Origin of the sequence: Escherichia sp. 20412-1, assembly GCF_003027595.1 — a bacterium.
GTDB classification, from domain to species: domain Bacteria; phylum Pseudomonadota; class Gammaproteobacteria; order Enterobacterales; family Enterobacteriaceae; genus Escherichia; species Escherichia marmotae.
Genome location: NZ_PYQM01000001.1, coordinates 173,535 through 185,757, shown reverse-complemented (window position 1 = coordinate 185,757; position 12,223 = coordinate 173,535). Strand labels below are relative to the sequence as shown.

Genomic DNA, 12,223 nt, shown 5'->3' with positions numbered 1-12,223 from the left:
GTAACAATGAAAAAAATCGCCATTGTGGGTGCCGGACCAACAGGGATTTATACTTTCTTCTCACTTTTACAACAACAAACGCCGCTTTCTATTTCCATCTTCGAGCAGGCCGACGAAGCCGGTGTCGGTATGCCGTACAGCGATGAAGAAAATTCTAAAATTATGCTGGCAAATATTGCCAGTATTGAAATACCACCGATTTATTGTACTTATCTGGAATGGTTACAAAGGCAAGAGGCCAGTCACCTGCAACGTTACGGCGTTAAAAAAGATACCTTGCACGATCGCCAGTTTTTACCGCGTATTCTGCTGGGTGAGTATTTTCGCAATTGCTTTTTACAATTAGTTGAACAAGCCCGGCAGTTGAATTTTGAGATAAACGTGTATGAATCATGTCAGGTGACCGATCTGCAGGTCACAGACTCCGGTGTCATTCTTGCCACAAATCAGGATCTACTCACAGAGACGTTCGATTTAGCGCTGATAGCTACCGGTCACGTCTGGCCTGATGAAGAAGAAGTCACCCGAACGTATTTCCCCAGCCCGTAGTCAGGATTACTGGAAGCGAAAATTGATGCCTGTAACGTCGGCATTATAGGCACATCCTTGAGCGGACTGGATGCAGCAATGGCGGTTGCCATTCAGCACGGTTCGTTTATTGAAGAAGATAATCAACACGTTCGCTTTCAACGCGATAGTAACAGTGAAAATCTGCATATTACGTTGATGTCCCGTACAGGTATTTTGCCGGAAGCCGATTTCTATTGCCCTATCCCCTACAAACCATTACGCATCGTCACAGAACAGGCTTTAAATAGAGAAATAGAAAAAGGTGCAGACGGTCTGTTGGATCGGGTATTCAAATTGATACAACAAGAAATTAGTTCTGCCGATCCTGACTGGAGTCAACGTATAGCGTTAGAGAGCCTCAATGTAGATACCTTTGCTCAAGCCTGGTTTGCCGAGCGTAAACAACATGATCCTTTTGGCTGGGCGGAAGAGAACTTAGCCGAAGTCGAGCAAAATAAACGGGAAAAACATACTGTCCCCTGGCGTTATGCCATTCTGCGTTTGCATGAAGCCGTACAGGAAATTGTGCCGCATCTGAATGTACACGACCATAAACGATTCAGTAAAGGACTTGCCAGAGTCTTTATCGATAATTATGCGGCAATCCCTTCAGAATCTATTCGTCGCCTGCTGGCCTTGCGCGAGGCGGGGATCATTCATATTCTCGCCCTTGGTGAGGACTACGAGATGGAAACCAACGAAACGCACACCGTTCTGAAAACAGCAGACAACAGCTACTCGTTTGATGTTTTTATTGATGCCCGGGGTCAACGTCCACTCAAAATACAAGATATTCCTTTCCCTGGGCTGCGCGAACAGTTGCAGAAAACAGGCGAGGAAATCCCTGATGTTGGTGAAGATTATTCGTTACAGCAGCCTGAAGAATTACGGGGGCGCGTGGCATTCGGCGCGTTACCCTGGCTGATGCACGACCAGCCTTTCATTCAGGGGCTTACGGCTTGTGCAGAAATTGGCAAGGCTATGGCACAGGCCATCGCAAAGCCTGCTTCCCGTTCACGCCGGCGTCTTACGTTTGATTAAAGGTAAAGTTATCAGCACTCAACAAACTGATGTTGCTCATTGAGACGATAGCGAACTCCGGCACAAATATTATTTTCGCCTTCAACGGCGACGGCAAAGCGCACTCTTTCGCCGTCATGATATGCCAGCACGGCGCTGCAACCTGGACCGAGAATATTAGCCATGATTTTTCCTTTGCAAGACTCACACAGTAATATCTTTCCACTCGGTTATTTTTTACTTTTGGTATTTACGGTGGCCATCATCCACGGACATGCCGTAGTACAGGCACTACAGCCAATACGCTATAAATTAAAATACATATCGAAATTATGATAATTCCCTTTTATACCTTTCTTAAAACAAATCCTCATAGAGCAATAAAATAATAGAGGATGAAGTATTGCACTCCATCCCCGAACAATTATTTCACCAGTGCGTTAATAACTGTTTCCATCGCTTGCTTTTCCAATTCGCTACGCTGAATACGTTTATTTGCTAATGCTGTACGCAACACACCAGCGATGACTATGTGCTTTGGCTCCTGACCCAAATCGCGCATCTCCAGAACCACCTTCCCTACCACTCTGCACATTTCGCGGTACAGCTCGTCATCTTTTGTCCGGTTGCCCATTATTCATACCCATTTATCATGCCAGTCATCAGCATATATCAATCTCATCAATTAAACAAAAAACAAACAAAATCAAACAAATAACCCGATAAATTATTTTAATTGTATCAGTTGAATGGTATGACTTTGCGCCAGCAGACCTTCTCTCTCCAGCTATCGTTTTCACGTTGCGCAAACAGTGATGTTTTTGCGTAATCTCTTTCTGAGGACGTTAAATCTTTGATAACAATTTATTGTGAATATGGATGATTGTTTTTTGAAACGCTGTTTTTGTTTTCCTTTTGGATTAAATTCAGCGTATAATGCGCGCCAATTGACTCTTGAATGGTTTCAGCACTTTGGACTGTAGAACTCAACGACTCAAAAACAGGCACTCACGTTGGGCTGAGACACAAGCACACATTCCTCTGCACGCTTTTTCGATGTCACCTATCCTTAGAGCGAGGCATCATCACTTTCGTAATACCGGATTCGCTTTCCGGCAGTGCGCCCAGAAAGCAAGTTTCTCCTATCCTTCTCAACTTAAAGACTAAGACTGTCATGAAAAAGACCAAAATTGTTTGCACCATCGGACCAAAAACCGAATCTGAAGAGATGTTAGCTAAAATGCTGGACGCAGGCATGAACGTCATGCGTCTGAACTTCTCTCATGGTGACTATGCAGAACACGGTCAGCGCATTCAGAATCTGCGCAACGTGATGAGCAAAACCGGCAAAACTGCCGCTATCCTGCTCGATACCAAAGGTCCGGAAATCCGCACCATGAAACTGGAAGGCGGTAATGACGTTTCTCTGAAAGCAGGCCAGACCTTTACTTTCACCACTGACAAATCTGTTATCGGCAACAGCGAAATGGTTGCGGTAACTTATGAAGGTTTCACTACCGACCTGTCCGTCGGCAACACCGTGCTGGTTGACGATGGTCTGATCGGTATGGAAGTTACCGCTATCGAAGGTAACAAAGTTATCTGTAAAGTACTGAACAACGGTGACCTGGGCGAAAACAAAGGTGTGAACCTGCCGGGCGTTTCTATTGCCCTGCCGGCACTGGCTGAAAAAGACAAACAGGATCTGATCTTCGGTTGCGAACAAGGTGTAGACTTTGTTGCAGCTTCCTTTATCCGTAAGCGTTCTGACGTTATCGAAATCCGTGAACATCTGAAAGCGCACGGTGGCGAAAACATCCAAATCATCTCCAAAATCGAAAACCAGGAAGGCCTCAACAACTTCGACGAAATTCTCGAAGCCTCTGACGGCATCATGGTTGCACGTGGTGACCTGGGCGTAGAAATCCCGGTTGAAGAAGTTATCTTCGCCCAGAAGATGATGATCGAAAAATGTATCCGTGCACGTAAAGTCGTTATTACTGCGACCCAGATGCTGGATTCTATGATCAAAAACCCGCGTCCTACCCGTGCAGAAGCCGGTGACGTCGCGAACGCCATCCTTGACGGTACTGACGCAGTCATGCTGTCTGGTGAATCCGCAAAAGGTAAATACCCGCTGGAAGCTGTTTCTATCATGGCAACCATTTGCGAACGTACTGACCGCGTGATGAACAGCCGTCTCGAGTTCAACAACGATAACCGTAAACTACGCATTACCGAAGCAGTTTGCCGTGGCGCGGTTGAAACGGCTGAAAAACTGGATGCTCCGCTGATCGTCGTCGCAACCCAGGGCGGTAAATCTGCTCGTGCAGTGCGTAAATACTTCCCGGATGCAACTATCCTGGCCCTGACCACTAATGAAAAAACTGCACATCAATTAGTGTTGAGCAAAGGCGTTGTACCGCAACTGGTTAAAGAAATCACCTCTACTGATGATTTCTATCGTCTGGGTAAAGAACTGGCTCTGCAGAGCGGTCTGGCGCACAAAGGCGACGTTGTAGTAATGGTTTCTGGCGCACTTGTCCCGAGCGGCACTACCAACACTGCATCTGTTCACGTCCTGTAATATTGCTTTTGTGAATTAATTTGTATATCGAAGCGCCCTGATGGGCGCTTTTTTTATTTAATCGATAATCAGAAACAATAAAAAATCAAATCGGATTTCACTATATAATCTCACTTTATCTAAGATGAATCCGATGGAAGCATCCTGTTTTCTCTCAATTTTTTTATCTAAAACCCAGCGTTCGATGCTTCTTTGAGCGAACGATCAAAAATAAGTGCCTTCCCATCAAAAAAATATTCTCAACATAAAAAAGTTTGTGTAATACTTGTAACGCTACATGGAGATTAACTCAATCTAGAGGGTATTAATAATGAAAGCTACTAAACTGGTACTGGGCGCGGTAATCCTGGGTTCTACTCTGCTGGCAGGTTGCTCCAGCAACGCTAAAATCGATCAGCTGTCTTCTGACGTTCAGACTCTGAACGCTAAAGTTGACCAGCTGAGCAACGACGTGAACGCAATGCGTTCCGACGTTCAGGCTGCTAAAGATGACGCAGCTCGTGCTAACCAGCGTCTGGACAACATGGCTACTAAATACCGCAAGTAATAGTACCTGTGAAGTGAAAAATGGCGCACATTGTGCGCCATTTTTTTTGCCTGCTAATGACTGCTATTGCGTCGCGCGTAACATATTTCCCTGCTCAGGCTCGCCATTCTGCGCTGACTCAACTGCGGACGCATTGCTGGCTGCGGGCGTCGCTCCGTTGCTCACCGCAACCGGATACCCTGCCCGACGATATAATGCTTTATCAACTAGCGTCTGATCTACCGCCTTATTATCTTTGAATTGTGTAAAACCAACGGGCAGTTTATACGGCATCGTCTGAACGTTCTGCTGTTCCTCTGCCGATAGCGGTCGATGCACTTCCACATAACGCATTCCGTTCGGTTCTACGGAGTATTTCACCGGCTCATTGATCACTTTAACCGGCGTTCCCGTTCTCACGCTGGAGAACAACGCTTTAATATCCGGCGCATTCATACGAATACAGCCCGAACTGACGCGCAAACCAACGCTGTCCGGCGCGCTGGTGCCATGAATGAGATACTCGCCATTACCATGCGCCAGGCGCAGTGCGTAGCGTCCTAGTGGGTTATTTGGCCCGGCGGGTACAACTGGCGGTAATTTGATGCCTCGCTCCAGTGAGCGTTGACGAATACCTGCAGTTGGCGTCCAGGTAGGATTCGGGATTTTTTGCCCTACCCGTGTTTCCATCACCGGCGTTTCCAGTCCCTGCAAACCAATTCCTATCGGGTAGACCTGTACGATATTTTCTCCCGGCGGATAATAATAAAGTCGCAGCTCAGCAAGGTTAACAATAATTCCCTGACGCGGCGCATCAGGTAATAACAATTGCGAAGGGATGGTTATCATCGTGCCAGGTTTTGGTACTGGTGCAATGGTGTTATTGGCTTCAAGGATCAACATTGCCGCAGTATCAAAACGTCGTGCGATAGCCTGAAGGTTTTTATCCCCCTCTTGAACCGTATAGGTTTGATTCTGCCCAACCAGTCGGCTTCCGGTTGGTGGAAGCGGATAATCTACCGCCCAGGCCGCGTGGATGGCGCTAAAAGCACCGATAAGAGTCAGTGTAAGCAGAGACGCGCGTTTCATTGTAAACCTCCTGTATTTGCCGGAGACTCACGCTGAGACGTCGGATGGTGCTTTTGCTTACCTGAAGCCAAAACACTCCTGTGCTGGCCAGAGTAAACATCGACCATCCGGCAATGTGAGTCATCCGGATGAAAGCTGTTCTTTTAGTTTAGCTAAGTGCAGCGGCTTTGGCGCGAATTGCACGAATCATCGCTTCCAGACCTTGTGAGCGAGACGGGGTGAGATGTTGGGTGAGCGCCATTTTTTCAAACCACGGACGCACGTCAAAATTAATAATATCCTGCGGCGTCATCTGGTCGTAGAGAATAAAGACGACCGCGATAAGCCCTTTCACAATGGCGGCATCGCTGTCGCCCTGTAATTCAATAATTCCCTGCGCATTCTGGCGCATCACAATCCACACCTGACTCTGGCAGCCCTGAATGCTATTTTGCGGGCTTCTGTCTTCGTCACGTAATTCAGGCAGACGCTGGCCCAGCTCAATAATGTAGAGGTATTTTTCTTCCCAATTGGTGCAACGTAAAAAATTACGCAGCAATTTTTCTTTATCTGGCAACACAGCCATAGAGCCTCCCTGTTATCCCAGCAGACGGTGAATACGTTGTAATCCTGTTACCAGACGATCCACTTCTTCATGGGTGTTATACATAGCCAACGATGCCCGACACATAGCGGGTACGTTGTAATACGCCATTAATGGCATCGCGCAGTGATGACCGGTACGCACAGCAATGCCATAGTTATCAAGAAAACTGCCGACGTCATAGGCATGATGTTTACCGAGATTAAAGGCAATAACGCCAAGTCTGTTCTGTGGGCCATAGAGAGTAAGATCCGGCACTGCTGCCAGTTGTGACAGCGCGTAATGCATCAGATTCTGTTCATACTCAGCAATGTGCTTAAGCCCCAGCGCCGAAACATATTCCAGCGCCGCGCCAAGTCCAATAATGCCGCCGGTATTGGGCGTACCTGCTTCAAACCGCCACGGCGCTTTGGCCCAGGTGGTGCCTTCGCTAAGACTAACGGTGGCGATCATTGATCCGCCCCCTTCCCACGGCGGCATCTCCTGCAACAAGGCTTCTTTAACATAAAGAATGCCAATCCCGGTGGGACCGTACAGTTTATGCCCGGAGAAAACGTAGAAATCGCAATCCAGCACCTGCATATCCACCGGATGATGCATCACTGCCTGAGCGCCATCCACCAGCACTTTTGCGCCATGCTGATGCGCAAGAGCAATCATTTCCGGTAGCGGATTTTCCGTCCCCAGCACATTAGACACGTGAGTAATCGCCAGCAGGCGGGTTTTCTCATCGAACAGATTAGGCAGCGTCTCCAGTTGCAGCGTGCCATCGGGGTTGAGGGGGATCACCCGCAACTCTGCACCAACGCGCGCACAAAGCATTTGCCAGGGAACGATGTTAGCGTGGTGCTCCATCTGACTGATAATGATGTTATCGCCCGCCCGCACGTTGCTGTTGCCCCAGCTATTGGCCACCAGATTGATGCCTTCCGTTGTACCGCGAACGAACACCAGTTCTTCCGCCGAGCGGGCATTGATAAACAGCGACGCCCGCTTGCGTACGTTCTCCATTTTCTCGGTCGCCTGGGCGCTCAACGTATGAATACCGCGATGCACCGCCGCATAGCCGTGACGATAGAACCCGGCTTCAGCGTCAATCACCTGGCTCGGTTTCTGCGCGCTGGCGGCGCTGTCGAGATAAGCCAGCGGCAGACCGTTCACCTCACGCGAAAGCACCGGAAAGTCGGCCCGCACTTTGTCGACGGAAAAAGTCATCTTGCACCTCCCGGCAGCCGTTGACCGATACGGGCCAGCACCTGCTGTTTAAGCCCCTCATCACGCAATGCTTCTGTCAGTTCAGCAGCAAAGGCGTAGATAATCATCTGCAGGGCATCCTGCTGATTGATCCCGCGCGAACGCAGATAGAACATCTGTTCGTCATTGATGCGCCCGACCGTTGCGCCGTGGCTACATTTCACATCATCAGCATAGATTTCCAGTTGCGGTTTGGTATCCACTTCCGCCAGCTTGCCCATCAACAGATTATTGTTGGTCATCTGGCCGTCAGTTTTAATGGCGTGCTGCGCGACGTTAATCAAACCATTAAATACCGCGCGCCCTTTGTCGCTGACGATGGTTTTGTGCACCTGACGGCTGTTACAAAACCCTTTATTATGTTCAAGCCAGGTGCGGGTATCACATACCTCGTTTTTCACCGGCATCGCCAGGCTATTAATACGTAACGTGCTGTTTTCGCCATTGAGTTGCGTACTGGTGTTATGGCGTAAAACAGCGCCACCAAGCAGGAAGCTGTGGCTAAATACGGAGGCATCGCCCGCCAGCAGCAAATCGTTATGTGCAAAGTGGTGGCTTACAGGATTTTCAAACGCGAGCTTGATATGCTGCAAGTGGGCGTTCGCGGCAACGTTGATAGTGAACCGCGCTCCGGTAAAATGACGAGCGTCATTCAGGCTGACAAAATGTTCAATCACCGTGGCTTCGGCACCTTCCGCCAGATCCAGATGATGCCGATAGTGGGCGGTGTTCACTTCTTCACCTGCCACGCCCTGGGTAATATGCATTAACAGCAATGGCTTCGCGGGCCGTTGACCGCGCTTCACGGCAATATGTGTCACGCTTTGTGCCAGGCTTTCCGTCAGATGCAGAAACACTTCCGGCTGTATGGCATCAGGCAGTCCCTGACGTTCGTCGTTAATACTCACCTCATAGCCGCTGCCTTCGGTCGTATCGCTAAGTGATGGCACGTAGCGTCCATCGACAAACACCAGCCGCACGGCGTCTAAAGTGAGTGCTAAAGCATCTCGCTGTTGCGGGGATATCTCACCCGCAATGCTGACAAACTGGCTATTGGTCAGCCCTTCCAGTGGCGTATATTTCCAGTGCTCATGTTTACGTGTCGGCAGTCCGGTACGCAGCAGTTGTTGTAAATGCTGCTGTGCTTGCGGGGAGCGTTTCGCCCCTCCGGTCTCAAACAAGTGATACCACTGTTGCAGCATGTTACTGCTGTTCGCTAAGCCAGCCATAACCCTGCTCCTCCAGTTGTTTGACCAACGTGAAATCACCGGATTTCACAATTCGCCCCTGATACAAAACATGGACATAATCAGGTTTGATGTAATCAAGAATGCGCTGGTAATGCGTAACGATGATGAACGAGCGTTTGCCATCACGCAGCGAGTTCACACCATCAGCAACCACTTTTAATGCGTCAATATCCAGCCCGGAGTCCGACTCATCAAGAATACACAGTTCCGGCTCCAGCACGGCCATTTGCAAAATATCGTTGCGCTTTTTCTCGCCCCCGGAAAACCCAACGTTAACCGAACGGGTTAATAAATCTTCCGGCATTTTCAGCAGGGCGATTTTCTCTTCCATCAAATCCTGAAAATCGAAGCGGTCGAGTGTTTCCTGGCCGCGATAGCTGCGCACCGCATTGAGCGCCGTTTGCAGGAAAAACTGGTTACTGACGCCAGGGATTTCCACCGGATACTGGAAGGCCATAAAGATACCTTCACCTGCACGATCTTCCGGCGACAACTCAAGCAAATCTTTGCCTTTAAACTCAACCGTCCCCCCCGTCACTTCATAATCTTCGCGCCCGGCAAGCGTTGCCGATAAGGTACTTTTCCCCGAACCGTTTGGCCCCATAATGGCGTGAACTTCACCTGGACGAACGTCGAGGCTTAATCCGCGCAGGATAGCTTTATCTTCCACGCTGACGTGTAAATCTTTAATACTTAACATATTTATTCCTTATCCGACGCTATGTTCAAGACTGATGGCGAGGAGTTTTTGTGCTTCAACGGCAAATTCCAGCGGCAGTTCAGAGAACACATCTTTGCAGAAACCGTTAACAATCATCGAGATGGCGTCCTCTTCACTGATCCCGCGTTGCAGGCAATAAAACAACTGATCTTCGCCAATGCGCGACGTAGTCGCCTCGTGCTCCAGTTGCGCGCTGTTATTGCGACACTCGACATACGGGAAAGTATGCGCCCCGCAGTTAGCGCCAATCAGCATTGAGTCGCACTGAGTGAAATTGCGCGCATTGGTTGCCGTTGGCATGATTTTCACCAGGCCGCGATAACTGTTCTGGCTGTGCCCTGCGGAGATCCCTTTCGAGATAATGGTCGATTTGGTGTTCTTACCGATGTGGATCATCTTGGTGCCGGTATCAGCCTGCTGATGGCCACTGGTCAGCGCCACCGAGTAGAACTCACCGATTGAGTTATCGCCGCGCAGAATGCAGCTTGGGTATTTCCAGGTAATCGCTGAACCGGTTTCCGATTGCGTCCACGACATTTTACTGTTTTCTCCTTCACACAAGGCGCGCTTGGTGACGAAGTTGAGAATACCGCCAGTATTGTTATCGCCTGGGAACCAGTTTTGCACCGTGGAATATTTCACCTCGGCGTTTTTATGGATGATGACTTCCACCACCGCCGCGTGTAGCTGATAGCTATCTCGCACTGGTGCGGAGCAGCCTTCGATGTAGCTGACATAACTGTCTTCGTCGGCTATCAGAATAGTGCGCTCAAACTGCCCGGTTTTTTCTGCGTTAATACGGAAATAGGTCGAAAGTTCCATTGGGCAGCGCACACCTTTAGGTACATAAATAAACGTACCGTCGGAAGCTACTGCCGCATTGAGTGCGGCAAAGAAATTGTCATTACCTGGCACCACAGTGCCGAGATATTTCCTCACCAGTTCCGGGTGTTCATGAATCGCTTCGCCAAAGGAGCAGAAGATGATCCCTTGCTCTGCCAGTTTTTCACGGTAGGTGGTGGCAACCGAAACAGAATCGAAAATAGCATCCACCGCCACCTCTTTGCCTTCACGCACCGGTACGCCCAACTGCTCAAATGCCGCTTCCACCTCTTTACTTAAAAAAGCGTTCGCACCCGTTTGTTGCACGGCACCAGGTTCCGACGCACAAGTATCATCACAGTTACCGCACGATGGTGCCGAGTAATAGCTGTAATCCTGATAATTCAGCTTGTCATAGTGGCCTTTCAGCCAGTGCGGTTCTTCCATCTCCAGCCATGCGCGGTAGGCATTGAGCCGAAATTCCAGCATCCATTCTGGCTCATTACGCTTAGCCGAAATTGCGCGCACCACTTCTTCGTTTATGCCCTTAGCCAGCTCATCAGTAGCTAACTGGGTGAAGAATCCTTCTTTATAATTCAGTGGGCCGCCGGTCCAGGTTTTGACATCGTCAGTTGCTTCAGTATTACGAGACATAGTACCGCCTATACCCCAAAGCTTTCGCCACAGCCACATTCATTCTGGGCTTTCGGGTTGTGAAATTTGAATATCTGATTAAGTCCTTCGTGAACGAAATCGACTTCCGTGCCATCAATAAACGGCATCGCTTGCAGCGGGACGAACAACTTCGCGCCGTCGTGTTCAAACAGCAGATCGTCTTTGTCCGGCTCGCTGACGCTGTCGAGTACATAGCCAAAGCCCGCACAGCCCGTTTGTTTAACACCTAATCGCACGCCGACCATGCCCGACTGCTTCGCCACCAACTCACGGATGTGTGCTGCCGCTGCCGGTGTTAGCGTTAAGCCTTGCCAGGCGAAATCCTCTGGATTAAACGTTCCTGAATGCATGTCCATCGATTTACCTCACTTAAATCGCTTACCGCGGATAACAGCATGTTAGTGATAATGATTATCAGTTCAACCCAGCAAACGCAGGGGCTTTCCCGTAAAACATGCTTTTTGCCTGCATTTAATAAGCATAGACCCTGATTTGTGGGTTAACAGGTACGCTAAGAATTAGGTATCTCATTGTTAGATAATGATTATTATAGAAATAGAGTTAAGGCGGTGATGGAAAAGGAAAAGTTGTATCGAAAATGACTATTTAAGGGATAGGTAAAAAAGTAGCGAGTTCAGAAATAAGAAAACCCTTAAGTCTGTTCGACACAGACTTAAGGGTTTCTACCCCATCCGGCGCTTATCTCCGGCACTCACAGTGGCTTAGCTCTTGAAGGGGCGATAAGAATAATCTCATAAGACCAGGCCACCGTTTTAACACAAACTGCGATTTGTATTCTTTTTAAGCGAGATCAAGCGGGTAAAATAAGCAGCATTAAGGAAGCCGTCGAGCCTGAACGGAGGTTAATCCAGGTCGATTTGGCGAGCTTTCGGCATTACACCACAATCAATGCACGCCCAGACGCCAGGCGAAGTAGATTTCTTCTTTTAATTCAGCAGAAGAGAGTGTGAGCAGGTCAGCGAATTCAAGTTCTAATTGTTTCAGTCGTTTGAGATATTGGGCAGGAGAAAGATTGCTCTGGTCACGGCGTAAAAATTCCATAGCCAGTTGGGTGGGATCAAGTTGAGTAGACATAGCATCCTCGTTTGTAGACAAGACCTGCACA

Annotated in this window: 12 protein-coding genes and 3 pseudogenes; 4 read left to right on the top strand and 11 right to left on the bottom strand. The window is 48.8% G+C overall.

Going from position 1 to position 12,223, the window contains the following annotated elements; translation table 11 throughout:
- Positions 1-6 precede the first annotated feature (6 nt).
- Positions 7-1,611 (top strand): annotated as a pseudogene (locus C7B16_RS25160) (FAD-NAD(P)-binding protein).
- A gap of 11 nt (positions 1,612-1,622) precedes the next feature.
- Here C7B16_RS25160 and C7B16_RS24750 read toward each other — a convergent pair.
- The 3 genes and pseudogenes from C7B16_RS24750 to fumD all read right to left on the bottom strand — a co-directional run.
- Positions 1,623-1,769, bottom strand: a pseudogene (locus C7B16_RS24750) (hypothetical protein); the annotation flags it as partial.
- 54 nt (positions 1,770-1,823) lie between these two features.
- Positions 1,824-1,892 (bottom strand): annotated as a pseudogene (locus C7B16_RS25155) (hypothetical protein); the annotation flags it as partial.
- Between the two features lie 122 nt (positions 1,893-2,014).
- Positions 2,015-2,224 (bottom strand): fumarate hydratase FumD, encoded by a 210-nt coding sequence (gene fumD / locus C7B16_RS01020; RefSeq protein WP_000528337.1) that lies wholly within the window; start codon positions 2,222-2,224, stop codon positions 2,015-2,017.
- Positions 2,225-2,562: 338 nt separating this feature from the next.
- On the opposite strand from fumD, the gene C7B16_RS25150 reads away from it, so the two are divergent.
- The 3 genes from C7B16_RS25150 to lpp all read left to right on the top strand — a co-directional run bounded on the left by C7B16_RS25150 (position 2,563) and on the right by lpp (position 4,724).
- The gene (locus C7B16_RS25150) at positions 2,563-2,757 is read left to right on the top strand and encodes a hypothetical protein (protein WP_242664678.1); all 195 of its coding nucleotides are present in this window, start codon (positions 2,563-2,565) and stop codon (positions 2,755-2,757) included.
- Between the two features lie 7 nt (positions 2,758-2,764).
- Complete coding sequence (gene pykF / locus C7B16_RS01015) at positions 2,765-4,177, top strand: pyruvate kinase PykF (protein ID WP_000751442.1); 1,413 nt, start codon at positions 2,765-2,767, stop codon at positions 4,175-4,177.
- 310 nt (positions 4,178-4,487) lie between these two features.
- Positions 4,488-4,724: a murein lipoprotein Lpp gene (gene lpp / locus C7B16_RS01010; RefSeq protein ID WP_000648420.1), complete on the top strand. Its 237-nt coding sequence runs from the start codon at positions 4,488-4,490 to the stop codon at positions 4,722-4,724.
- Positions 4,725-4,787: 63 nt separating this feature from the next.
- Here the strand turns inward: lpp and ldtE are convergent, their stop codons facing one another.
- From ldtE to C7B16_RS00970, 8 genes are all read right to left on the bottom strand, one after another.
- Complete coding sequence (gene ldtE, locus C7B16_RS01005) at positions 4,788-5,792, bottom strand: L,D-transpeptidase LdtE (protein WP_000817073.1); 1,005 nt, start codon at positions 5,790-5,792, stop codon at positions 4,788-4,790.
- A gap of 148 nt (positions 5,793-5,940) precedes the next feature.
- On the bottom strand, positions 5,941-6,357 hold the full coding sequence (sufE, locus tag C7B16_RS01000) for a cysteine desulfuration protein SufE (protein ID WP_001516323.1): 417 nt from the start codon (positions 6,355-6,357) through the stop codon (positions 5,941-5,943).
- 12 nt (positions 6,358-6,369) lie between these two features.
- Positions 6,370-7,590: a cysteine desulfurase SufS gene (sufS, locus tag C7B16_RS00995; protein WP_107179264.1), complete on the bottom strand. Its 1,221-nt coding sequence runs from the start codon at positions 7,588-7,590 to the stop codon at positions 6,370-6,372.
- Positions 7,587-8,858, bottom strand: a complete 1,272-nt coding sequence (gene sufD, locus C7B16_RS00990; protein WP_061091129.1) for a Fe-S cluster assembly protein SufD — start codon at positions 8,856-8,858, stop codon at positions 7,587-7,589. Before sufD ends, sufS begins: the two co-directional genes overlap by 4 nt.
- Entirely contained in the window at positions 8,833-9,579 is a 747-nt protein-coding gene (sufC, locus tag C7B16_RS00985; RefSeq protein WP_000948879.1) for a Fe-S cluster assembly ATPase SufC, read from the bottom strand. Before sufC ends, sufD begins: the two co-directional genes overlap by 26 nt.
- Positions 9,580-9,588: 9 nt before the next feature.
- Positions 9,589-11,076: a Fe-S cluster assembly protein SufB gene (gene sufB, locus C7B16_RS00980; RefSeq protein ID WP_001516322.1), complete on the bottom strand. Its 1,488-nt coding sequence runs from the start codon at positions 11,074-11,076 to the stop codon at positions 9,589-9,591.
- 8 nt (positions 11,077-11,084) lie between these two features.
- On the bottom strand, positions 11,085-11,453 hold the full coding sequence (gene sufA, locus C7B16_RS00975; RefSeq protein WP_000367150.1) for a Fe-S cluster assembly scaffold SufA: 369 nt from the start codon (positions 11,451-11,453) through the stop codon (positions 11,085-11,087).
- Between the two features lie 550 nt (positions 11,454-12,003).
- The gene (locus C7B16_RS00970) at positions 12,004-12,192 is read right to left on the bottom strand and encodes a YdiH family protein (protein WP_001516321.1); all 189 of its coding nucleotides are present in this window, start codon (positions 12,190-12,192) and stop codon (positions 12,004-12,006) included.
- Between the last annotated feature and the right edge of the window lie 31 nt (positions 12,193-12,223).

Bases quoted from the DNA above. Each gene is read 5' to 3' on its own strand.
- C7B16_RS00970 (WP_001516321.1), bottom strand. From the start codon at position 12,192: ATGTCTACTCAACTTGATCCCACCCAACTGGCTATGGAATTTTTACGC.
- ldtE (WP_000817073.1), bottom strand. From the start codon at position 5,792: ATGAAACGCGCGTCTCTGCTTACACTGACTCTTATCGGTGCTTTTAGC.
- sufC (WP_000948879.1), bottom strand. From the start codon at position 9,579: ATGTTAAGTATTAAAGATTTACACGTCAGCGTGGAAGATAAAGCTATC.
- sufE (WP_001516323.1), bottom strand. From the start codon at position 6,357: ATGGCTGTGTTGCCAGATAAAGAAAAATTGCTGCGTAATTTTTTACGT.
- sufA (WP_000367150.1), bottom strand. From the start codon at position 11,453: ATGGACATGCATTCAGGAACGTTTAATCCAGAGGATTTCGCCTGGCAA.
- sufD (WP_061091129.1), bottom strand. From the start codon at position 8,858: ATGGCTGGCTTAGCGAACAGCAGTAACATGCTGCAACAGTGGTATCAC.
- sufS (WP_107179264.1), bottom strand. From the start codon at position 7,590: ATGACTTTTTCCGTCGACAAAGTGCGGGCCGACTTTCCGGTGCTTTCG.
- sufB (WP_001516322.1), bottom strand. From the start codon at position 11,076: ATGTCTCGTAATACTGAAGCAACTGACGATGTCAAAACCTGGACCGGC.
- fumD (WP_000528337.1), bottom strand. From the start codon at position 2,224: ATGGGCAACCGGACAAAAGATGACGAGCTGTACCGCGAAATGTGCAGA.
- pykF (WP_000751442.1), top strand. From the start codon at position 2,765: ATGAAAAAGACCAAAATTGTTTGCACCATCGGACCAAAAACCGAATCT.
- lpp (WP_000648420.1), top strand. From the start codon at position 4,488: ATGAAAGCTACTAAACTGGTACTGGGCGCGGTAATCCTGGGTTCTACT.